General features: G+C 45.0%; 22 protein-coding genes. 8 read left to right on the forward strand and 14 right to left on the reverse strand.

The window, feature by feature from the left end; all coding sequences use genetic code 11:
• The 11 genes from rpsC to rpsL all read right to left on the reverse strand — a co-directional run bounded on the left by rpsC (position 1) and on the right by rpsL (position 8,128).
• A complete protein-coding gene (rpsC, locus tag LZG94_RS16995) occupies positions 1 to 843 on the reverse strand; it encodes a 30S ribosomal protein S3 (protein WP_233792994.1) in 843 nt (280 codons plus the stop codon).
• A gap of 19 nt (positions 844 to 862) precedes the next feature.
• Entirely contained in the window at positions 863 to 1,249 is a 387-nt protein-coding gene (rplV, locus tag LZG94_RS17000; RefSeq protein WP_215234208.1) for a 50S ribosomal protein L22, read from the reverse strand.
• Positions 1,250 to 1,300: 51 nt separating this feature from the next.
• Complete coding sequence (gene rpsS, locus LZG94_RS17005; RefSeq protein WP_031528749.1) at positions 1,301 to 1,579, reverse strand: 30S ribosomal protein S19; 279 nt, start codon at positions 1,577 to 1,579, stop codon at positions 1,301 to 1,303.
• A gap of 9 nt (positions 1,580 to 1,588) precedes the next feature.
• On the reverse strand, positions 1,589 to 2,413 hold the full coding sequence (gene rplB / locus LZG94_RS17010) for a 50S ribosomal protein L2 (protein ID WP_215234209.1): 825 nt from the start codon (positions 2,411 to 2,413) through the stop codon (positions 1,589 to 1,591).
• Positions 2,414 to 2,453: 40 nt separating this feature from the next.
• Positions 2,454 to 2,741 (reverse strand): 50S ribosomal protein L23, encoded by a 288-nt coding sequence (rplW, locus tag LZG94_RS17015; protein ID WP_138365927.1) that lies wholly within the window; start codon positions 2,739 to 2,741, stop codon positions 2,454 to 2,456.
• Positions 2,742 to 2,743: 2 nt separating this feature from the next.
• Positions 2,744 to 3,373 carry a 50S ribosomal protein L4 gene (gene rplD / locus LZG94_RS17020; RefSeq protein WP_233792995.1) on the reverse strand — a complete coding sequence of 210 codons (630 nt, stop codon included), beginning with the start codon at positions 3,371 to 3,373 and terminating at the stop codon, positions 2,744 to 2,746.
• Between the two features lie 4 nt (positions 3,374 to 3,377).
• Complete coding sequence (rplC, locus tag LZG94_RS17025; RefSeq protein ID WP_215234211.1) at positions 3,378 to 3,998, reverse strand: 50S ribosomal protein L3; 621 nt, start codon at positions 3,996 to 3,998, stop codon at positions 3,378 to 3,380.
• A 278-nt stretch (positions 3,999 to 4,276) separates the two neighbouring features.
• Entirely contained in the window at positions 4,277 to 4,582 is a 306-nt protein-coding gene (gene rpsJ / locus LZG94_RS17030) for a 30S ribosomal protein S10 (protein ID WP_026631228.1), read from the reverse strand.
• A 136-nt stretch (positions 4,583 to 4,718) separates the two neighbouring features.
• On the reverse strand, positions 4,719 to 6,839 hold the full coding sequence (gene fusA, locus LZG94_RS17035; protein ID WP_233792996.1) for an elongation factor G: 2,121 nt from the start codon (positions 6,837 to 6,839) through the stop codon (positions 4,719 to 4,721).
• Positions 6,840 to 7,129: 290 nt separating this feature from the next.
• Positions 7,130 to 7,597 carry a 30S ribosomal protein S7 gene (gene rpsG, locus LZG94_RS17040; protein ID WP_131961012.1) on the reverse strand — a complete coding sequence of 156 codons (468 nt, stop codon included), beginning with the start codon at positions 7,595 to 7,597 and terminating at the stop codon, positions 7,130 to 7,132.
• Between the two features lie 117 nt (positions 7,598 to 7,714).
• Positions 7,715 to 8,128 (reverse strand): 30S ribosomal protein S12, encoded by a 414-nt coding sequence (rpsL, locus tag LZG94_RS17045; protein ID WP_026631225.1) that lies wholly within the window; start codon positions 8,126 to 8,128, stop codon positions 7,715 to 7,717.
• A 367-nt stretch (positions 8,129 to 8,495) separates the two neighbouring features.
• On the opposite strand from rpsL, the gene LZG94_RS17050 reads away from it, so the two are divergent.
• The 8 genes from LZG94_RS17050 to LZG94_RS17085 all read left to right on the forward strand — a co-directional run bounded on the left by LZG94_RS17050 (position 8,496) and on the right by LZG94_RS17085 (position 18,494).
• A complete protein-coding gene (locus LZG94_RS17050) occupies positions 8,496 to 10,436 on the forward strand; it encodes an OmpA family protein (protein ID WP_233793134.1) in 1,941 nt (646 codons plus the stop codon).
• 123 nt (positions 10,437 to 10,559) lie between these two features.
• Positions 10,560 to 11,741: a deoxyribodipyrimidine photo-lyase gene (locus LZG94_RS17055; protein ID WP_233792997.1), complete on the forward strand. Its 1,182-nt coding sequence runs from the start codon at positions 10,560 to 10,562 to the stop codon at positions 11,739 to 11,741.
• A 150-nt stretch (positions 11,742 to 11,891) separates the two neighbouring features.
• Positions 11,892 to 12,473 carry a LemA family protein gene (locus tag LZG94_RS17060; RefSeq protein ID WP_215234214.1) on the forward strand — a complete coding sequence of 194 codons (582 nt, stop codon included), beginning with the start codon at positions 11,892 to 11,894 and terminating at the stop codon, positions 12,471 to 12,473.
• A gap of 85 nt (positions 12,474 to 12,558) precedes the next feature.
• On the forward strand, positions 12,559 to 13,002 hold the full coding sequence (locus tag LZG94_RS17065) for a TPM domain-containing protein (protein WP_233792998.1): 444 nt from the start codon (positions 12,559 to 12,561) through the stop codon (positions 13,000 to 13,002).
• 4 nt (positions 13,003 to 13,006) lie between these two features.
• A complete protein-coding gene (locus LZG94_RS17070; protein ID WP_233792999.1) occupies positions 13,007 to 13,792 on the forward strand; it encodes a YgcG family protein in 786 nt (261 codons plus the stop codon).
• Positions 13,793 to 13,867: 75 nt separating this feature from the next.
• Positions 13,868 to 14,776, forward strand: coding sequence for a hypothetical protein (locus LZG94_RS17075; RefSeq protein WP_233793000.1), 909 nt, complete (start codon positions 13,868 to 13,870; stop codon positions 14,774 to 14,776).
• Between the two features lie 148 nt (positions 14,777 to 14,924).
• On the forward strand, positions 14,925 to 16,418 hold the full coding sequence (locus LZG94_RS17080; RefSeq protein WP_233793001.1) for a peptide MFS transporter: 1,494 nt from the start codon (positions 14,925 to 14,927) through the stop codon (positions 16,416 to 16,418).
• Positions 16,419 to 16,451: 33 nt separating this feature from the next.
• Positions 16,452 to 18,494, forward strand: coding sequence for a M13 family metallopeptidase (locus LZG94_RS17085; protein WP_233793002.1), 2,043 nt, complete (start codon positions 16,452 to 16,454; stop codon positions 18,492 to 18,494).
• A gap of 115 nt (positions 18,495 to 18,609) precedes the next feature.
• Here the strand turns inward: LZG94_RS17085 and LZG94_RS17090 are convergent, their stop codons facing one another.
• The 3 genes from LZG94_RS17090 to LZG94_RS17100 are packed head-to-tail and all read right to left on the reverse strand — an operon-like array spanning position 18,610 to position 23,704.
• Positions 18,610 to 19,770 carry a DNA-binding transcriptional regulator gene (locus LZG94_RS17090; RefSeq protein WP_233793003.1) on the reverse strand — a complete coding sequence of 387 codons (1,161 nt, stop codon included), beginning with the start codon at positions 19,768 to 19,770 and terminating at the stop codon, positions 18,610 to 18,612.
• A gap of 22 nt (positions 19,771 to 19,792) precedes the next feature.
• A complete protein-coding gene (locus LZG94_RS17095; protein WP_233793004.1) occupies positions 19,793 to 21,049 on the reverse strand; it encodes an MFS transporter in 1,257 nt (418 codons plus the stop codon).
• 48 nt (positions 21,050 to 21,097) lie between these two features.
• Positions 21,098 to 23,704 carry a family 20 glycosylhydrolase gene (locus tag LZG94_RS17100; protein WP_233793005.1) on the reverse strand — a complete coding sequence of 869 codons (2,607 nt, stop codon included), beginning with the start codon at positions 23,702 to 23,704 and terminating at the stop codon, positions 21,098 to 21,100.
• Positions 23,705 to 23,769 lie beyond the last annotated feature (65 nt).

Genomic DNA, 23,769 nt, shown 5'->3' on the forward strand with positions numbered 1-23,769 from the left:
TTACTTCTTCTTATTCTTATTGTTGCCGCTACTGCGTTTGCGACGATCTGCTTCGCTTCCGCCGCCACCGCCTTCACCGCGAGGAGCACCATCACCGCGACCACCTCTTCTGTCACCTCTTCCGCCTCTGTCATTACCGCCACGATCATTTCCCGAAGATGCACTTCTATCAGCTCTGTCAGACGCTGCAGTTGCTGCACTCGGAGTCAAATCACGCTTGCCGTACAACTCGCCTTTGAAGATCCAAACCTTAATACCGATTTTTCCGTAGATAGTCTGAGCTTCGGAAATTGCATAATCAATATCAGCTCTCAAAGTATGCAGAGGAATTCTTCCTTCTTTGTATTCTTCCGTACGTGCCATTTCAGCACCACCCAGACGACCTGCAAGACGAATCTTAATTCCCTGAGTTCCTACACGCATTGCAGAAGCTATAGATTGCTTCATTGCTCTACGATACGAGATACGAGCCTGCAACTGTTGAGCGATTGCCTCGCCCACTAATTTTGCATCGATTTCAGGACGTTTAATTTCATAGATGTTGATTTGAACATCCTTGCCTGTAATTTTCTTAAGCTCTTCTTTGATTTTATCAACTTCGCTACCACCTTTTCCAATCACGATTCCCGGACGGGCGGTATGAATGGTCAATGTAATGCGCTTCAAAGTACGCTCTATAACTACTTTTGAAATCGAACCTTTTGGGATACGAGCCTTAATGTAGTTACGGATTTTTTCGTCCTCCACCAATTTGTCAGAGAAGTCCTTTCCTCCATACCAGCTTGACTCCCACCCTCTAACAATTCCTAGTCTCAGACCTATAGGATTAACCTTTTGTCCCATTCGATATAGATCGTTTTACTTATGATTCAGTTATTACTGCCTGTTCCTGCGCCTCAGCTGTTACTGATGCATCATCAATCACAATTGTGATGTGATTAGACCGTTTGCGAATACGGTGCGCCCTTCCCTGAGGTGCGGGACGCAAACGTTTCAACATACGTCCACCGTCGATAAATACGGTTTTTACAATAAGATCCGCGTCCTCTAATTTTGCTCCCTCATTCAGTTGCTGCCAGTTAGCAACAGCTGACAATAGAACTTTGTGCAAAATCGGAGAAGATGCTCTCGGTTGAAACTTCAATAGTGCCAACGCTTTGCTAACCTTTTGTCCGCGAATCATGTCGGCTACTAATCTCATCTTGCGAGGAGAAGTAGGCACGTCTTTTAATATAGCTCTTGCTTCCATGTTCTTTCAGATATCGGCTCGTTCCTATTAGAACCAGCTACCGTAGACTATTTATTTTCTTCCTTTATCTTTTTTTGCAGTATGGCCACGGAAGTTTCTCGTTGGAGAAAATTCACCGAGTTTATGACCAACCATATTTTCAGTTACGTATACCGGGATAAACTTATTCCCGTTATGGACTGCGAATGTATGCCCGATAAAATCAGGAGATATCATTGAGCGTCGTGACCAGGTCTTAATTACTGACTTGCGTGATGAATTGTTCATTACCTGAACCTTGTTCTCAAGACGGAAGTCGATGTATGGTCCTTTTTTTAATGAGCGTGCCATATTATACTATTATTTTTTACGACGGCTGATAATCAATTTCTCAGAGTGCTTGTTGCGATCACGAGTCTTAAGACCTTTCGCAAACTGTCCATTTCTAGACCGAGGCTGACCTCCCGATGAACGGCCCTCACCACCACCCATTGGGTGATCAACTGGGTTCATCGCTACACCTCTTACACGTGGACGACGTCCCAACCATCTTCTACGACCTGCCTTACCCAAAGCCACATTCATGTGACTTGCATTAGAAACCGTACCAACCGTTGCAATACAGGTAGAAAGGATCATTCTCATCTCGCCAGAAGGCATTTTGAGAACGGCGTATTTGCCTTCTCTCGCTACCAGCTGAGCATAAGCACCTGCACTCCTAGCAAACTGGCCACCTTTTCCAGGAGTAAGTTCGATATTGTGAACAATCGTACCAATCGGCATTGCGCTCAATGGAAGGGCATTCCCAACCTCCGGAGCAACTGCATTACCGGAAACAATTACCTGTCCTACTTTTAATCCGTTAGGAGCAATAATATATCTCTTTTCCTGATCTTCAAACTGCACAAGAGCAATGCGCGCTGAACGGTTTGGATCGTATTCTATAGTCAGAACGGTGGCCGGCGCATCGAACCTATTTCTTTTGAAATCGATTACACGATACTTTCTTTTGTGACCACCACCAATATATCGCATGGTCATGTGTCCCTGGCTATTACGACCACCTGTTCTCTTGATGGGTTCCAGAAGACTCTTTTCAGGTTTCGCTGTGGTTATCTCCTCAAATGTAGGAGCCGAGCGGAAACGCTGACCAGCACTTGTCGGTTTTAATTTTTTAACTGCCATTTGCTATTACTCGTCAAAGATTTAAGTCGATCAACTTAGCTTATGCCTCACCGTAAATATCGATGATTTCACCCTCAGCCACCGTTATGATAGCTTTCTTGATAGTCGACGTTTTTCCACTTACAAATTTCCCTCCCGATGTGCGGGACTTACTTTTACCAATGCTGCGCATGGTGTGAACGCTTTCTACGGTAACCCCGAACAGTTTCTCAATAGCTTTTTTGATCTCTACCTTATTAGCGGTAAGAGCAACTTCAAAAGCGTATTTTCCTTGACCACCCTGAGCCGTTACCTTTTCAGTTATAATCGGACGTTTCAGTACACTCATTGTTATTTGTTCAATTGGGTTTCCAAAATAGACAGAGCAGATTCACTTATTAAAAGACGGTCTGCATACATGAGGTCATAAGTATTGATTGAATCAACCGTTGTAACTCTCGCTTTCGGAATGTTACGGCTCGACAAATAAACATTGCCGTCGATAGCCGGTAGAATCAATAATGTTTTTGTGTTCACTAATGATAGTGAATTTAAAACATTCAAATACGACTTAGTTTTCGGAGCGTCAAATGTGAATGCTTCAATAACGGAGATCGCATCGGATTTAGCTTTAACAGACAAAGCTGATATACGAGCCAATACTTTGACTTTCTTATTAATTTTAAAACCATAGTCACGAGGTCTTGGACCGAAAATACGTCCACCACCTACAAAAACAGGAGATTTTATGCTACCAGCACGAGCTCCACCTGTACCTTTTTGACGTTTGATCTTACGAGTTGAGTGATTAATCTCAGCACGCTCTTTTGACTTATGTGTACCCTGACGTTGATTAGCCAAATACAATTTCACGTCGAGATAGATAGCGTGCGTATTAGGTTCAATGCCGAAGATCTCTTCAGACACACTTACCTTCTTGCCGGTATCTTCTCCTTTTATATTTAATACGGACAGTTCCATTGTACTATTTCTCAATGATTAGAAATGAATTCTTTGAACCCGGTACTGAGCCACTCACTACAAGAATGTTTTGCTCAGGTATCACTTTCAGAATACGCAAATTCTGAATTTTTACACGATTGTTACCCATGCGTCCACCCATACGAATGCCTTTAAATACGCGTGATGGGAATGAACAGGCACCAATCGAACCTGGGTGACGCGCTCTGTTATGCTGACCGTGAGTCTGACCTCCTACCCCGGCAAAACCATGGCGCTTAACAACACCCTGGAAACCGCGGCCCTTAGCAGAACCAACAACGTCAACAAACTCGCCTTCTTCAAAGATATCCGTAACGGACAATGAAGTTCCAAGTTCATGCTCCACTTCAAATTCCTTGAACTCAACCACTTTTTGTTTGGGAGTTGTGTTGGCTTTTTTGAAGTGGCCAATCATAGGTTGGGTAGAATTTTTTTCTTTTTTCTCACCAAAACCTAACTGAATGGCTTTATAACCATCCTTTTCTTCGGACCTAACTTGTGTAACAACACAAGGACCAGCTTGGATCACCGTACATGCCAGAGCCTGCCCGTCAGCATTGTACAAACTGGTCATCCCGATTTTCTTACCAATTAAACCAGACATGTTTCGAAATTAAAATTAGCAGGTAATACCCTTATTCTTTAAAACGGACTGCAAAGGTAGGAAATCAAAAATTAGCATCCAATGCAGTTCTAAAATATTTCTCGCTGATTATCAGCAAAAAAGGCCAGATGAATAAACATCTGACCTCAATTTTGAAAACCCCCGCAATAACATATTAATATATGCTTCTTGTTAGTATTTCTGAGCTCAGATGTGGTTTCCGGGAACCGGACCTTCATCCAATTTATGTCTTGGCTTAACTCAATAAACCATTGTCACTATACTTTAATCTCCACATCAACACCGCTTGGCAATTCAAGCTTCATCAACGCATCAACAGTTTTAGCGCTTGTTGAGAAGATATCAACAAGGCGTTTGTAGGTACAAAGCTGAAATTGCTCTCTCGATTTCTTATTCACGTGCGGAGAACGCAGAACCGTAAATTTTTCAGTCTTAGTCGGCAAAGGAATAGGGCCACTAACAATTGCGCCTGTCGCCTTTACTGCCTTCACAATTTTCTCAGCTGACTTATCAACCAAGTTGTGGTCAAATGACCGAAGTTTGATACGAATTTTTTGATTCATCTTGCTTGTTAATTTCCGGTTCAGAAAACTTGATCAGAGTAACTCTGGCAATCCATCAGCGAAAGAACCATTTACTTCACTGATTTATATCTTATATAGATTGGTTACCGAATTACTCCGGTAACCAATTATCATTTTATGCTTTAACTAACCCTTTTGCTTTCTCGATTACCGTTTCTGCAATGTTATTAGGAACAATCTCGTAGTAAGCGAATGTCAAAGATGCGGTAGCACGGCCCGATGACATTGTACGAAGATCAGTTACATAACCGAATAGCTCAGACAAAGGCACATCACATTTGATAACTTGTGCGCCATTACGTGAATCCATTCCGCGCATAACACCACGGCGACGGTTAAGGTCACCAGTGATTGGTCCAGTGTATTCATCAGGCGTAAGCACTTCGACATGCATAATCGGCTCCATCAATTTTGAACCTGCATGACGAGCAGCTTCTTTGAAACCAATTTTTGCTGCAAGTTCAAATGACAGTGCATCTGAATCGACATCGTGGAAAGATCCGTGGAAAATACGCACTTTCATAGAATCCAAAGGATATCCTGCAAGTGCACCATTTGACATCGAAGCTTCGAATCCTTTCTGGATCGGAGCGATAAATTCACGAGGAATAGTACCACCAACAATCTGGTTAACAAACTGCAAACCGGTTTTTGGCTCTTGCCCCTCTTCGTTATCATCGCGTGGTCCGATTTCAAATACGATATCGGCAAACTTACCACGACCACCTGTTTGTTTCTTGTAAACTTCACGGTGCTCGTAATTCTTAGTCAGAATCTCTTTGTAAGCAACCTGTGGAGCTCCTTGGTTTACTTCCACTTTGAATTCACGGCGCATACGGTCGATGATAATTTCAAGGTGAAGTTCACCCATTCCTTTGATGATCGTTTGACCTGTTTCTTCGTTGCTTTCAACTTGCAACGTAGGATCTTCCTCGATCAACTTGGTAATAGCTTTTGAGAAGTTGTCGCTATCAGCAGCTTTCTTAGGTTCAATTGCGTAACCAATTACCGGCTCAGGGAACACCATTGATTCAAGAACGATTGGGTTCTTTTCATCCGATAATGTATCTCCTGTTTTAATATCCTTGAAACCTACAACTGCGCCAATATCACCTGCCTCAAGACGATCAATTTGATTCTGCTTGTTAGCGTGCATTTGGAAGATACGAGAAATACGCTCTTTGTTTCCTGAACGGTTGTTCAAAACATAAGAACCTGAATCAAGATATCCTGAGTAAGAGCGGATAAAGCAAAGACGTCCTACATAAGGGTCAGTTGCAATTTTAAACGCTAATGCGCAGAAAGGATCTGCATCCGTTGGCTGGCGAGAAATCTCATTTCCAGTGCGAGGATCAGTTCCGATGATGCTTTCGCGATCTTGTGGTGAAGGCAAGATAGCCATCACGTAATCAAGCATCGTTTGAACACCTTTATTTTTGAACGACGAACCACAAACCATAGGAACGATTTTCATGCTGATCGTTGCTGCGCGCAAAGCTGCAAGAATTTCGTCTTCTGAGATTGAATTAGGATCTTCGAAGTATTTTTCCATCAAAGTATCGTCGAATTCTGCGACAGCTTCAAGCAACTTTTCTCTCCACTCAGTTGCTTCTTCAAGCATATCCTCTGGAATCGGAACTTCTTTGAAAGTCATTCCTTTATCTTCTTCATTCCATTCGATACCGCGGAAGTTAACAAGGTCAACCACACCACGGAAAGTATCTTCTGCACCGATCGGCAATTGAAGAGGAACAGCGTAGCTGCCCAACATTTCCTTTACCTGCGCACAAACTTTCAAGAAGTCTGCACCTGAACGGTCCATCTTATTTACGAAACCAATACGAGCAACATTATAGTTATTAGCCAAGCGCCAGTTCGTCTCAGACTGAGGCTCAACACCGTCAACTGCACTGAAAAGGAATACAAGACCATCCAATACACGAAGAGAACGGTTTACTTCAACTGTGAAGTCAACGTGTCCCGGTGTATCGATAATGTTTATATGATATTTTTCTCCACGGTAATTCCAGTCAACTGTTGTAGCAGCTGATGTAATAGTGATACCACGCTCCTGCTCCTGCTCCATCCAGTCCATTGTAGCAGCACCATCATGTACTTCTCCAATTTTGTGGCTAACCCCTGCGTAATAGAGAATACGCTCCGTTGTGGTTGTTTTACCCGCATCAATGTGCGCAGCAATACCAATGTTTCTTGTTAATCTTAGATCACGTGCCATGACTGATGGTGATGTGTTATATTATTCGATGTGCAATTCAATTCGAAGAACTTGAACTTATAAGGAGACGGCAGAAGCCATTACTTTTAAAAATTCAGAGCGCAAAAGTATAAATTGTTGATTATAAAAACAATTGAGTAGAAGTAATTTTCCGAAAAAACATTTAGAAGTACAGCGCCTCACCTTACAGCCAGCTAAATATCGCGGCAATTGATAACCCAAGCTACCCATAATAAACAAAAAGCCGGATCTCGTTAAAGACCCGGCTTGATGCTATGTAATGAAACGGATTAGAACCGGAAGTGCGAGAATGCTTTGTTCGCATCTGCCATACGGTGCGTATCGTCTTTTTTCTTAACAGCAGCTCCTTCACCTTTTGCAGCAGCGATGATTTCACCAGCAAGACGGTCAACCATCGTTTTTTCTCCACGCTTACGTGAATAATTGATCAACCATTTCATGCCAAGAGATTGCTTACGCTCCGGACGAACTTCGGTTGGAACCTGGAAGGTAGCACCCCCAACGCGGCGGCTTTTAACTTCCACAGAAGGAGTAACATTGTTCAATGCTTTTTTCCAGGTTTCCAACCCGCTTTCGCTTGTTTTTTTCTCAACTAACTCCAATGCATCGTAGAAAATGGTAAAAGCAATGCTTTTTTTCCCTTCATACATCAGGTTGTTAACGAATTTGGTAACCTGAACGTCCCTGAACTTCGGATCAGGAAGGATATATCTTTTCTTAGGTTTCGACTTTCTCATTTTGTCTTAATGTTTTTACACGAGGTTTCGTTTTGCAACTTATTCACCCTGGATTACTCCCGGATTACTTCCCTTTTATCAACTTAATTATTTAATAAAAGCAGAGAGAGTTACTTTTTATTTCTTTTTACCTTTTGTTGGCGCTGCCGCAACTTGTCCTGGTTTTGGACGCTTAGCACCATATTTAGAACGACGTTGTTTACGTCCGTTAACACCAGCTGTATCCAGTGCACCACGGATAATGTGGTAACGAACACCTGGTAAATCTTTAACACGACCACCACGGATCAATACGATCGAGTGCTCTTGCAGGTTGTGGCCTTCTCCTGGGATGTAGGCATTCACCTCTTTGTTGTTGGAAAGACGAACACGTGCTACTTTACGAAGTGCTGAGTTCGGTTTTTTTGGCGTTGTAGTGTACACCCTGGTGCACACACCCCTACGCTGAGGGCAAGAATCCAAAGCCGGTGACTTTGATTTCCATGTAATGGTCTCTCTACCTTTACGGACTAATTGTGAAATAGTTGGCATTTAACAAATTGATTTTGATCAGATTACTTGTCTGATCCATTGTTATGGAAACACTTTTCCCGAAAAATCGGACTGCAAAAGTAATATTCCACAACTGATTAACAAAGTGTTACTAAATGTTTTTTCACGAAGCTTTACAAAATTGCTGGCCGATCTCAGTGATTATGAGTAAATAGAGCCTTGCTATAAAAATCTTATCCTCTTGTATCCAGAATTTTATTTCCAAACGTTCTTTATTAGTATTGTTTTTCAGAAACCCAAAGTGCGCGTCGAATCGTTAGATTTTATACTTTAAACTATGAAACTTTTGCGGAGTTTTTTTACCCTCGTAATTATATGTACCTATTTATCCGGCTGCAATTCGGCGATGCAGGCTTACAAGGATGGACAGAAGAAGTTCGCTAACGGAGAATACGACCTCGCGATCAAAGGTTTCCAGAAAGCGGCTGCCGAGAACTACGAACCGGTGCAGACTAATTATCTGATTGCTGAATCCTACCGCCTCTCCAATCGTTTCAAAGAGGCTATCCCCTATTACAAACAAGCACTTGACGGCGGTATTGCAAGTGCCGATGCGCGATTTCAATATGCTTATGCGCTAAAAACTGCTGGACAATATAACGAAGCCTCTGCCGAATTTGCAGCATTTGCCAAAGACACTGCCAGCTCACAGGCTTTACAGGAACGTGCATTGCGGGAAGTAGAGATCCTCAGGATTGCTGACAGGCTTAAAACCGAAAAAATGCCCGTTGAGGCAAAGAGTATCCCTCTTAATTCAGCCGGTTCTGAATTCTCGCCGACAATTCTAGGCAACGAATTGGTTTTTTCTTCCTCAAAGAAAGAGAAGATATACAAAAATAATGGTCAGGCGATGCTGGGCCTATACAAAGTAGCGATCACGCAGGATCCGGCTGATATTCAGGGAAACCCTGTCTTGCTTAGCCAGGACATATTCGCGGAAGATGCAAATGAAGCTTCGCCGGCATTTTCTCCCGATGGGAAAACGCTTGTTTTTGCACGTGGTAACAATGGGAAGAAGAATAGTGCCGTCGATGTAGACCTTTACATGAGCCGTAATATTGATGGGAAATGGACAGTACCCGCTATTTTACCAATAAACGATTCTCTTGCCTGGGACGGTTCGCCTGCTTTTTCGAGAGATGGAAAAACTTTGTACTTCGCCTCTAACCGGCCGGGAGGTGCGGGCGGAATTGACATTTACCGAACTAATATGGACGCGTCGGGCAGGTTCAGCAAGCCTGTAAATATGGGACGCGATATCAATACTGCCGGCGACGATATGTTTCCGTATGTTGCCGAAGGCGGGAAATTGTACTTCGCTTCCGACGGACACCCGGGACTTGGAAAACTGGACTTATTTTCAGCCACAAGAATACAGGGAGTAATTACCATTGAAAATATGGGGCTGCCGTTTAATAGTCCACAAGATGATTTCGGGCTCGTATTTTACCAGGATCTGAATAAAGGCTTTTTTGCATCCAATCGCGAAGGTGGAAAAGGGGACGATGACATTTATTATTTCAGCGGACCCGAAGAGCCGGATAGTACCACCATTGCTAAAAACAATGACCCAAATGATCCGCTTAACCCGAATAACCCAAACTATGTGAATGGAAAGCCAAAAGTAGTAAGGTATTTCCTGGGCGGTAATGTGATTGCAAACGGACAAAATGTGCCGCTGGATTCTGCAATCGTTCATATTCTGCCCGACACTTCCGATACGCAGATTGCTCAATTACCTAGTAATTCGGAAGGTAAGTTTGGAAAGCAGCCTGTTGAGGAAGGAAAATCTTATACCTTGCTTGTAGAGCGAAAAGGTTATATCAGTAAGCGGGAGCCATTTTCCATGAACGGGCGTACTATTCCTCCGATATTCCTGACAAAGGAACTAACCGATACGACATTCAATGTGACTATCAAATTGGATAAACTTGAGTTGAACAAAACATTCGTTCTTGAGAATATCTATTACGATTTGAACAAGTACAATATCAGACCAGATGCTGCCATCGAGCTTGATAAGTTGGTTCAGATATTAAAAGACAATCCTAGTATGAATATCGAGCTGAGCTCGCATACCGATGCGCGTGCTACCGATGCTTACAATATGACCTTGTCGCAAAATCGTGCGGAATCCGCGGTTACTTACCTGAATTCAAAAGGAATCGACGCCGATCGCATGGTTGCGAAAGGCTATGGAGAACGTGAATTGGTTGTTCCAAATGCAAAAACAGAGGAAGAGCATCAGCGAAACCGTCGCACCGAATTTACAATTTTGAGTTACTAGTATACAAAAACTTAGAAATCCCGCTCCGGACAAGATTGCTCCGGAGCGGGATTTTTGTTTTAAGCGTTTCTATCTTTGCACTATTCTTCTTTTAATATCATTTTAAAATATTCAGTTTATTAAATGGCTGACCGCATTGTTTATTGGTTCAGAAACGATCTTCGATTACTTGATAATGAAGCGCTACTTTCTGCCTGCAACTCCTCAGATGAAATTATTCCGGTATTTGTTTTTGATCCCAGGCAATATGAAAAAACCAGACTTGGATTCCGGCGGACCGGCGCATTGAGAGCTCAGCAGCTCATAGATTGCGTAACTGATCTCAGGGAAAATATCAGGAAAAAGGGCGGTGATCTTTTAATACGAACAGGCGAACCCGAAAAGATCGTCGCGCAATTGGCGGAAGACCACCATGCAGGATATGTATATTGTAGTAAGGAGATAGCGCCGGAGGAAACGCGCATTGAATCTTCCCTCAGCAAAAATCTGAAAACCGGAAATATAGATATTAAGCTTTTCTGGATGGATACATTGGTCCACGCAACCGAACTGCCCTTCCCTATTTCCAAGCTCCCCGGCTCTTTTGAAGCTTTCTCAAAGACAATGCAAAGTAGTCTTGACATCGAAAGTATACTTCCTGAACCTGCTCAGATCAACCTACCTGCTGATCTCGAAATGGGCCGGATGCCGACACTGGCTGAACTGGGAATTGAGATTGAAGAAGTCGGAACCGGGCAAGAGCCTGAAACTATTAAACCGATTTGCGAGGAAGAGGCTATCCGGTCACTTTCTCGATACCTGGCATCCGAAGCCGATCCGATAGACTTTCATGCATTGATCGATTCGGGGATTTCGCGCTGGCTTTCAATGGGCTGCCTCTCTCCAAAATATGTGTATAAAGCAGTTGCCGCAAAAAGCGACTCAGCTAAAAAGCAAAGTTTGACGCAGGATCTTTTGGAAAGAGACTATTTTCATTGGACGCTGCTTCGTTATGGACCGCGTATATTCAAACCCAGTGGCGTAAAGCATCATTTTGCAAAACGCTGGGACGATGATCTTGTCACATTCAGAAAATGGACAGACTCTCAAACGGACGATGCACAAGTAAATGATTTAATGCGGAAATTAAAAAGCCAGGGAAACCTGTTTTCAGCGGAGCGATGGATTGCTGCTGAATATTTAGCCAATACATTAAATATCAACTGGACCTGGGGCGCGATGTATTTTGAAAGCAACTTAAAGGACTATGAACCGTCTGTGAGCTGGAGCAAGTGGAACAAAGTTGCGGGTGTGGGCCAGGATTGATATTTGATTCGCTGGCCTGATTATTTGGAAACCCATTATCAGGCCTATTATCTGCCAATGTGGAGCAAAAACCGGTTATGTAGTATTTGCTGCTTATTTTGTTAGCTTTGGCCAACTTTGAACTTTCATTAACATTAACCGAATACTAAAATGTCAAAAGGACTAATTGGAGTTATCGTCGTGGTTCTGATTCTCGGATTCGTCGGCTGTGGAAAATATAACGGGCTTGTGGGTAAAGACGAAGTAGTGAAAGAATCCTGGGCGAAAGTAGAGAGCCAGTACCAGCGTCGCGCGGACCTGATCCCCAATCTGGTCAGCACTGTAAAAGGAGCGGCGGAATTTGAAAAAAGTACACTGACTGCCGTAATCGAGGCACGTAGCAAAGCAACTCAAACCACTATTAATGCAGATCAGTTGACACCTGAGAATATTTCCAAATTTCAGGCTGCACAGGATCAGTTGAGCGGATCACTTTCCAGATTACTTGTTTCGGTTGAGCAATACCCTCAGCTGAAAGCAAATCAGAACTTTCTTGAATTGCAAGCGCAGCTGGAAGGAACGGAAAACCGGATTGGTGTAGCAAGAAATGATTTCAATACGGTCGTGAAAGACTATAACCAGGAAGTACGGACATTCCCTACTAACCTTTTTGCCGGCGTATTTGGCTTTGCTCAAAAAGGCTATTTCACAGCGACCGCCGGGTCTGAGAAAGCGCCTTCGGTACAATTCTAATAAGATTACAGGGTGTTTTCGGAAAGATATATTCTTTGAAAACACCCTGTTTTTGTTTGTACTCCACCGACCTAACAGCCTGCCCATGGAAGCCGAACCCCTTTTTTTTACAGAAGAACAGCAACAGCTTATCATTCAGTCGATTCAGAAAGCTGAAAAACAGACTTCGGGTGAAGTGAAGGTTCATATTGAAAAGAAATGTCCTTCGCCGGATGTAATGGAGAGAGCGAAAGAGGTTTTCTTTAAACTCAACCTGCATCAGACAGCGCAGCGCAACGGCGTCTTATTTTACCTGGCTTACGAAGACCGCAAGTTTGCAGTTTTAGGAGATAAAGGAATTGACGAAAAAGTCGGTGCCGACTTTTGGCAAACGACAAAAGATCACCTGAGAAGTCACTTCTCGAAGGGAGAATACCTGGAAGGCTTATGCAGAGGTATTGACGAGGCCGGACTTCAGCTGAAATCACACTTCCCCTACCATTCCGACGACATCAACGAACTTCCGGACGATATATCGTTTGGACATTGAGCTCATGAAGAAAATCCTATTAATACCCATTATGCTGATCATTTCAATATGCAGCATCTGGGCACAAGATATTCCTGCCAAACCAAACCCGCCCAAACTCGTCAACGATTTCGCGAGCCAGTTGAGCGCAGATCAGAAAGCGCGTCTTGAACAAAAGCTGGTAGCGTATAACGATTCCACTTCTTCTCAGATCGTGATTGTAATCGTCCCTACGACAGGCGACTACCCTATTGCCGACTATGCGATCAAGCTTGGCCGCGAATGGGGCGTAGGGCAAAAAGGCAAGAATAACGGGATCGTACTACTCTGGGCACCCACCGACCGGAAGATATTCATAAGTACCGGCTACGGCCTCGAAGGCGCAATACCCGACGCAATCGCAAAGCGGATTATTTCACAGGTAATCACGCCGCGCTTCAAACAAAACCAGTTTTACGAAGGTTTGGATGAAGGTGTGGATACGATTTTCAAATATGCGACCGGTGAGTACAAAGCCGACAAGCAGCAAAGCAGCGACGAGCAATCCTTCTCTCCGATCCTGATCCTGGTAATCATTTTCATCGTGATTATGATCGTTATGTTCCGGAATAAAAACAACCGCGGAGGCAGAGGCGGTGGAGGTATCGGCGGAATGGGTATCCCTCCACTCTTCTTTCCTTACACGACGCATTCAGGCAGCGGAAGCTCTTCTGGTAACTGGGGTGGAGGCTTCGGTGGCGGAAGTGGCGGCGGCTTCGGAGGTTTTGGAGGAGGTAGCTTCGGAGGCGGCGGCGCTGGCGGCGACTACTAGGCTATTTACGTATAGTGATGGCATGGTTTTTGAATATATCTCATAAAATATATCAATTAACCTAAACAACTACTCATGGAACGTAAAAGTAACACCGGTATGCTCGTCGGATTAATCCTGATGACAATCCTGGCTGCTGTATTTGGCTACCTCTATTATAATGAAAGAACGCTCTCCACCCAGCAATCTTCCGACCTGCAGGCGCGGGTAAATGAACTGGCTACCTCAGAAATTAAGCTCGACTCTATTTCCAAACAACTCGATGCCCGCATTCAGGAAGTACAGGGACTGGGTGGCGATATTGAAGAACTGCAAAAAGTAAAAGCCTCACTTGAAAACGACCGTATCGCACTCCGTAAAGGAACTGCCAATATGGGCCGCAAGATCAAGGAATATGAGACATTCCTGAATAAAAAGGATGAAGAAATCGCCCAGCTCCGCGAAGAAAACCAGCAACTGATCAGCCAGAACGAAACGCTGGTACAGGAGAAAACGCAGCTTGAAACTGTAAAACAAGCTGTTAGCGACTCCCTCTCGACGGTTTCGGCTAAAAATACCGAGCTCGAATCCAAGGTTACGATGGCGGCTGCATTGCGCGCCAGAAACGTGAAAGTGTATGCAGTATCTTCCAAAGGCAAAATTCGGGAAGGTGAAAATGTGAAAGCGAAACGGATCGATAAAGTGCGGGTAGATTTTATGTTGGAAAAAAATCCTCTAACCCAAAACGACAACAAAACAATTTATCTGCGGATCATCGACCCAAGTGGTGCCACTATTTCTGATACCAAAACAGGCTCAGGGGTATTTGAGTACAATGGACAGGAACAAGGTTACACGGTAAGTAAGGATGTATTATATTCCAATAACAACCAGGATGTAAGTATCCTTTACGACCGGGACGCACCGTTTCCGTCAGGAAAATATACAATTGAACTGTATTCCGAAGGTTTTTCAGTAGGAGAAGGTTCTTTTTCAGTAAAATAATTTAGTAAACCACAGTGTTTGTTCGCGGCAGCTGGATTCATTCCGGTTGCCGCTTTTTTATGCGTTTCTATATTTATCCATAATTCCTATCTTGCACCGAAAAATCAATCGGCAATAACCCAAAAAGCCAAATAAAAAGTCCCCCCGTATGTCAGCAACAATTTCCCAGAAACACCCCAGAGGCCTGTATGTATTATTTTTTGCAGAAATGTGGGAGCGGTTTAGTTACTATGGTATGCGCGCTATCCTCCTGCTTTTTTTACTTGATAATGTAAGAGGAGGAATGGGAATGAGTGCAGCCGAGGCAACTGCGGTCTACGGTCTCTATACAGCTTCGGTGTACCTGCTCACGCTCCCCGGCGGCTGGCTGGCAGATAATATTCTGGGGCAAAAAAAAGCAATCTGGTACGGTGGGATCATCATTATGCTCGGTCACATTATCCTGGCGATTCCGGCGGGATCGGTAATATTCTTTCTTGGACTAACCACCGTCGCGGTCGGTACCGGACTTCTTAAACCTAATATCAGCTCCATCGTGGGCGAACTTTATCCGGAAGGCGGGGCACGTCGCGATGCGGCATTTTCCATTTTCTATATGGGTATTAACCTGGGTTCATTCCTCGGCATTGCGATCGTGGGTTATCTGGGTGAAAAAGTGAACTGGCATATGGGCTTTGGTGCTGCGGCGATCGGGATGCTATTGGGCCTGATCGTTTTCCGCATCGGCAGCGCTACCTATCTGAAGGGGCTTGGTGACGTACCGCCTGCTAAGGAAGTGAGCGAGGTAAATGCGGGTTCACAATCGGGCAGCAACAAAATGATCGGTTACGGATTAATCGCATTGCTGGTCGTATTCCTGATCGTACTGCAAACATCAGGTACGATCGATATGACCACAGCTCAGGGTCTTGCGCAGGGTGCAGGTGTGATTATCGTATCCATTTCTGCCGCCTACTTTCTCTTTATTCTTGTCGCCGGCGGGCTTACACGTGTGGAGAAATACCGTGTGGGCGTACTGATCATCTTATTTCTTGCGATTGCCTTATTCTGGGCAGGTTATGAGCAGGCGGGTACTTCGTTACAGATTTTCGCAGAACGTCATACGGACCGTATCATAGGTGGCTGGGAAGTTCCATCAAGCTGGTTCCAAAACTTTCAGCCCACATTCGTACTTATTTTCGCCCCAGTATTAGCGAGCCTCTGGATTTCACTATCATCCAGAAACCGCAATCCATCTATTCCGGTCAAATTTGCGATGGGGTTGATCCTTCTCGGTCTTAGCTTTTTCGTGATGGTTGCTGCTTCCAAAATCGCTGTGACGGGAGACCTCGCATCACCACTTTTCCTCACTTTCACTTACTTTCTGCACACAATCGGAGAGCTTTGCGTGAGCCCGGTTGGATTAAGTTCCTATACCAAACTGGCCCCAAAACGTTACGTAAGCCAGTTAATGGGGATCTGGTTTGTGGGCGCTTCGCTAGGTAACCTGATCGCCGGTATCTTTGCAGGTGGCTTTGATGAAAAAAATATCCTTCAAATGCCCGCACTGTTCAATCAGGTAGCGATTATAACTACCATTTTTGGACTGGTACTACTCGTATTCTGGAAGCCGATCAAAGGCTGGATGGGCGGTATTTCTTAATGTCATTTCAATACTTCAAAACAAATACATCACATGAAATCAGCCGTGTTCCGTGTTGCAATACTGGCCCTGGTGGTCAGCCTGGCGGGTTGCAAGAAAGAAAAGGAAGAAACCGACACCACAAAAGTGCCGGGATTCGATATCAGCTCGCTCGATTCAACAGCAAAAGCCTGTGAAGATTTCGACAGCTACGCAAATGGAGGCTGGAAAAAGAACAATCCGATCCCAGGCACCGAAAGCCGCTGGGGCGCATTCAATGTGCTTGATAAAGAGAATAAAGAAGTTCGGCTGAAAAGCATCATCGCAGAGATCGCCGCATTGAAAGACCGCAAAAAAGGAACGGAAGAACAGCAGATCGCGGATTATTACCAGTCGTTTCTGGATACGGCTACCATTGAAAAACGCGGCCTGGCCCCATTAAAGCCCTATCTTGATAAAATCAATGCAGTAAGTTCCCTGAAAGAACTGGCAGCACTGGCGGGTGAACTGCAAAAAATCGGTGTCACTGGTACATTCGGTTTTGGTGTAGAAGGTGATTTGAAAAACAGCAAGATCAATGTGCTTTACCAGGGTCAGGGCGGATTGAGCCTGGGAGAAAAAAGCTATTACGAGCGCACAGATTCCAGCACGGTTAATGTAAGGAAAGAATTTGTTTCACACGTGGACAAGATGTTTTCACTGGCTGCATTCACCGACGCTGCGCCTGGAAAAACTATCCTCGATTTTGAAACCAAACTGGCTAAACACCAACTCAGCAATGTCGAGCTGCGTGATCCAAATAAAACTTACAACAAAATGAGTTTTGAGGATTTCGGAAAACTACTGCCGGATTTCGATACCAAAACTTTTGCAGACAAGCAGGATATCAAGACCGACACTTTGATCGTCCAGAACAAAGCGTATCTGCAAAACCTGAATGCATTGCTGAAAGCTACGCCACTTGCTACCTTGAAGCTTTATACAAAATGGCAGCTGCTCTCACGTTTTGCGGGCTACCTTCCGAAAAGCTTCGATCAGGAAGATTTTCGCTTTTTCAGCACAGTAATGAGAGGAACAAAACAGCAAAGAGCACGTACAGAACGCGCGATCCGCTCAACCGACGGACTGCTTGGAATGCCGCTTGGTAAACTTTTCTCGAAAAAATACTTTCCGGAAGAAGACAAGAAAAAAGTAGCTGAAATGATCGAGAACGTACGAACTGTGTACGGCGAGCGCATTGATAAACTTACCTGGATGGGCGACTCCACCAAAGCAAAAGCGCACAAGAAGCTGAAAGCATTTACCTACAAAATCGGGTATCCTGATAAATGGAAGGACTATTCCAGCATTGAGATTGCACCTGATAAGCTATTTGAAAACGTAATTTCTGCTTCCCTTTACGGACATAAAGAAGCTGTTGAGAAGATTGGTAAAGAAGTGGATAAGAAAGAATGGGGAATGACGCCGCAGACGGTGAATGCGTATTACAACCCGCTGAACAATGAAGTGGTTTTCCCGGCAGGTATATTGCAGCCGCCATTTTACAACCGCAATGCAGACGATGCGATCAATTACGGCGGCATCATCGCAGTGATCGGCCACGAATTTACACACGGTTTCGATGATCAGGGTTCACAATTTGACGATGAGGGTAACTTGAAAAACTGGTGGACAGCTTCGGATCGGGCGAACTTTGATAAGCTAACCAAAAAGTACATCGAATATTTCAACGGCATCGAAGCATTGCCGGGCTTCAATATCAATGGTGCCTTGACTATCGGTGAGAATGTGGCGGATCTGGGTGGACTGACATTGGCCTATTATGCGCTGCAAAAGTCGCTGGAAGGTAAAAAAGAGCCTGCTCCTATTGACGGTTTCAACTGGAAACAACGCTTCTTCCTGGGCTGGGCACAGGTTTGGCACATGAACACGACCAACGAAGCATTAAGAAACCAGATTCAAACTGACCCGCACGCGCCTGCAAAAGACAGGATCAACGGGCCGCTTCCTCATTTGAAGGAATTCCAGGCTGCATTCGGCTGTACGCCGGGTACTAAAATGGCCCTCGCCGATTCAGCGAAAATCATGATCTGGTGATGGTTTTTAGAGTTTATGAGTCTAGAGTCTATGAGTTTATAAGTCTGGAGTTCATAAGTCTGACTTACTCATAAACTCTGAACTCATAAACTCTAAAACTCATAAACTCTAAAACTCATTTTCCTGCAAGATATTTGTTCCGATAAGCGCTTGGACTACAACCCTTAGCCTGCCTAAATTGGCGGGCTATATTTTTGCTGTCGTTCAGACCCATATCCAATGCAATCTCGAACACCGACATATCCGTATCCAGCAACTTCTGGGTGAATTTTTCAATGCGCAGATTGAAGATATATTTATAAATAGGGTAGCCGGTTATTTCAAGAAAACGCTTTTCCAGGGCCCGGCGAGACAGAGGTACCTGCTTCACTACCTCATCCACGTGCAGGTTTTTCTCGATATTCTGGTGAATGTATTTGAGGGACGAAGCAATGTGATCATCATTGGTAGCATAAATATCTGTCGAGTGCCGGGTGATTACCTGCATGGGTTTTACTATGATGTCGTAATACGCTCCGGTACCGTGTTTGATCATGTGATCGAGCAGCTTTGCGGCATCGTATCCCCCTTTTTCCACATCGAGCGCAATACTGGATAGCGGCGGATCAGATAAGTCGCAGATCATCTCATCGTTATCAACACCCAATACTGCCACTTCTTCGGGAATGCGGATCCCTACGTGCCGGCAAGCTTCGGTAATATGCTGGCCCTGGTTATCGTCACAGCTCATCAGTCCGATCGGCTTGGGAAGGCCTTTCAGCCAGCGGCTCAGCGAGCTGGGTTTATAGTACCAAAGCTCAGTAGACCTGGCTTTTTTATGCTCAAAATAATGCACCTGATGCCCTTTCGACTTTAATCTTTCTTCAAAACCCTCCGCTCGTTCGCGCGACCAGACAATATCATTGAAGCCATAAAAAGCGAAATTTGTAAAGCCCTTTTTCAAAAAGTAATCGGCCCCAAGCTTTCCTGCTTCATGGTAGTCGCCCGTGATATTGGGTATTTCAGTAAACCGCTCTTTAAAATCCTGCGCGATCACAGGAATCCCTGCTTTCAGTATTTTGTCAATTTCCTTATTATAAAGCTGACCTATAATACCGTCTGCGCCCCATTCAAGCGCCCATTGCAAAATTCCGTCGATCCCGACCGTTTCACGGTGGAAAAGCGGCATTCTGCAAAATATCCACGGTCCGAACTCTTTTGAATAGGCGTTAATACCCTTCATCAGCGTCTTGCTATATTCTTCGGCAAAATCGAGGAGCAGGATAATTTTGTACATACGGGGCGGTGATGACCGTTTTTTATGACAATTTAAACAGTTCTTTCACGCTGGTAACTGTCTCATTGTTGACAAGAGGTTTTGCCCAGATTGATATACTAAAAATGTAGCCTAGGGGGATCAACAAAAACACCATCGCCAGCCGCAGCCCCACCAGTTCACCCAGCCCGCCCACGATCAGCGGCACTACTGCGCCCCCTGAAATCCCCGCACATAGAATCCCGGAAAACGTACCGTGATGCTTGGGCACCGAATTCAATGCGAGCGAGAAAATAACGGAATACATCACAGAGGCGAAAAAGCCGGCCAGCGGGAAACCCAGCAATGCAAGTTCCTTTGACCCGAACAATGCAGTAAGCAATGCCACGATAGCGCCACAAGTGAAAAACGCAAGTACTTTCCGGCTGTCCATCAATTTAAGAAGGGCTAATCCCAGAAAGCAGCCGATCGTGAGCAAGCCCCAGAAATAGGAAATGACGCTGGCCCCCGTGGTGGCGGGATCTACACCGTGATAAGTTTGCAAAAACTGCGAGATCCAGTTCGCTATCCCCTGCTCGGTACCAACGTAGGCGAATATCCCCAGGAAGAAAAGCCAGACAGTGCGGTTACGAGAAAGTTCTCCAAATGAGTTCCCTACATCCATACGTTCATCTTCTCTGAGCTCCACTTTGGGAAATCGAACCAGAGCAATAACTAAAACCATCAAAAGCGCAATCACCGCAAATACCCAATAGAGCGAAACCCATTTCAGATTTTCAGGAACGAGGCTATTTAATGTTTCGATCAAAAATCCAGACGATCCCGAGTGTACGTTTACCACTAAATAAGAATATAAAAGCGGGCTCAAAAAGGAGGCTGCACCGAAAAATAACTGCGCCAATACCGAGAAAAAAGCAAATTTCTCTTCCCCGCCCGCAACCCGAAGTAATGGATTGATCACCACCTGCAGCATCGCCATGCCAATTCCGATAAGGAAAAGCGAAAGCAATGCAATTGAGAATCCGGGTACCAAAGCAAAAAGCTGTGCACCCAGAAATGCAAGTACGAAAGCAGCGATCAGAATGCGTTTTTCACCATATTTTTCCACCATTAACCCCGCTGGAATGGACATTACGCCATAAGCGACAAAGAATGCAAAGGGCAAAAATCCGGCGAGGCCGAGGCTGAGGTCGAAACTCTTGACAATATCAGGAATAATAGGACCCAGGATATTGGTAAGGAACGAAATGACAAAAAAAATGAGCAGGATCAGTACGACGATAAAACTGTTTCTTTGCATGGGAGGATTTACGTGGTTTTGTGCAGAGAAGCCGCACTGTTTCAGATACTACCTTGCCACTGCCACCGCAGTGCGGCTCGATTTCCCGGCGACGTCAAAACTTTTAAGCTTGACCGTACCCGAAACTTTTGCCGGCGCTTCGTAAAGAGGCGACTTGGCAGTAGGTTCCGAACCGTCGGTCGTGTACCGGATCATCAGCCCCGGGAGCTCCACGTTGGCCTTCAGCAGGCCGTTTTCAACGATGGCGCCGGGCATCGGGACGCGATAATTATAGCCGCCATTGATATAGCTCCATTTCGGTAATGCTTTTTGCGCGATAGTATTGGCAAACACATTCCAGCCTTCCAGCATCATTTTCTTTCTTGCCGCATCATCGTCCACGAATTCCCACTTCCGCTCGGCAGCCCACGCACTTTCCGAAAAGCCCAGGAGTTTCGGCAGTATCTGAAATTCCATCACATCGCGGCCTTTCACCGTTTCACACCAAAGCTGTGCTTCTATGCCCAATACATTTTTTCTCGCAGCCGGTTTCAATGCTTCCTTTCCGACAAATTCCTCCTTCATTGGTTTGCCCATCGCATTCACCTCCGTCGTCTTGAACATATTGAAAGGCGCAAACGCCCAGTTGTCCCAGGTATCCACAAACCCTCCCCAATACAAACCCGGATCTTTCGGATCGTTGCTGTACGACATGTCAAAATAGAAGTTGGTTACATTGCAAAGTACCACCTGATATCCCGCATTCGCCATACGATTACCCAGATCAACATCATACACATTATTCCAGATATAAGGTACAACCGGGCGACCTACGAATTCAGGATTTGCGAGATATGCACCCTGCGCAGTTTTGGTCAATGCTACCTCTTCCCAACCGTGTACTTTCAGGTTTCGCTTTTCTAATCTTGGCAGTAGTTGCCGGAAGAAATAGGTTTGCAAATTGCGGTATTCCTTTATCTCAGGATGCTCCTGCATCAGCTTGGCCACATTCGGGGACTTGGTCCAGACACCCTCGGCCACCTCGTCACCACCGGTGTGGAAGATATCCATTGTCAAACCCGCCTGCTTGTACATTTTCGCAAATTCGTCCACCACTTTTTCGTAAAAATGATAAGTCGACTCACGTGAAATATCCACTACATTGTTCTTGTAAGCCTGCGCCGACAGGTAAACTGATTTGTCAGCCGGATCAATGAGGCGATATTCATTTGCTTCTTTTTCCTTGCCTTCCTTCATCAAACGCTCGTACCTGGCTTCCATTGATTTTATAGCCGCCATTGCGTGTCCCGGGAAATTAACTTCCGGAATCACCTTGATGTGACGCTCTTTGGCATATTTGAGTATTTCCACAAAATCGGCTTTGGTATAAAAGCCGCTGCCAAACTTGTCTTTATCATACGCTTTTGGTCCCGATCCGTACGCGGGATGAATCGCAGGAGCGTTCATGCCGGAAGTATGCTGCCGCTGGGCACCTACCTCGGTCAGCTCAGGAAGTCCGTCAATTTCCACGCGCCAGCCTTCGTCTTCGGCTGTGTAAAAAAGGAAGTGGTTAACCTTATAAGAAGCGAGCAGGTCGAGCACGCGCTTCACCGTTTCTTTGGTTTGAAAATTACGGCCCACATCCAGATGCATACTTCTGAAATGGAAGCGCGGCGCATCTTCAATCTGAACATATCCCAATACAACGGAAGGCTGCACTTTCTGATAAGACTCCACCGGCGCCAGCTGCAGCAAGCTTTGCACTGCATAAAATACCCCGGCCGGGTCGCTGCCTGTAATCGTCACCCCAGCTGCATCGACACCAAGTTTATACGCTTCTTTTGAAATACCATTCACATTAACTGCACCCGTTTTCAATACGATCACAGGAGCGGATGCACTGGTGTTTTTCGGCAAACCAGCCTGAATAGGCAAATCGGTTCCGGTAAGTGCTTTTAGTTTTCCAATTAGAAATTTAGCCTCATTTTCCAGTCCATCCTGGTAAAATACCTGCGTTTCGCCGCTCAACGTCAATGTGCCGGCAGAAGAAGTGACCTTCACCGGACTAGGGATCACTTTCAGAAGCTGATCTGCGCCTAGCGTTGTAAACGCGAGATTGTGTTCGTACCTCGTCGCAGCAGTCGGCACTGGCAATAGGTCCCTTTTTCCTCTCAGAATCTGTTCTTTCTCGGTAAAAGGCTCGATCGTATAATCAGCCACCTGGACAATATCTTTTTCCTTTCCTTCATTATCGTAAAAAACAAAATACAGTCCCAGCGGCGCGTCGGTTTCCTTGATCACACCCTCCGTACCTATATAGGTTACCGTCACAGAGTCACCGGAGCTTAGCTTGAAATCCTTACCAGCCACCATCCGGTACCAATCGCCATTAATGTGCTCAACAGTAGCAGGCTGTGGGGTTTTGTTAGATTGAATAGGGCGCGGCGACATATTGAAAAACAGCTTCCAGTTTGTCGCGTCCAATGTAATGTCACTACCATTTCTAATCGTGAACTTCGCCTCAAAACTTCCGTCAGGCTCTATAAAATTGCTAACCAGCTTCCAGGAAACGCCGATTTTCTCAGCCTGTTCCTTGCTGATTTCGCCCGACTTACCGCAGCTCGCCAGCAGCACTACGATCATTACAAAAAGCTGATATTGGAATATTTTCTTCATAGGTTTTAAACGCGGATTTGTTTTGATGTCAGTGAAACGTAGTCGGTAATTGGGGTGACGGATTG

The organism is Dyadobacter sp. CY343 (assembly GCF_021390335.1).
Classification (GTDB): Bacteria; Bacteroidota; Bacteroidia; order Cytophagales; family Spirosomataceae; genus Dyadobacter.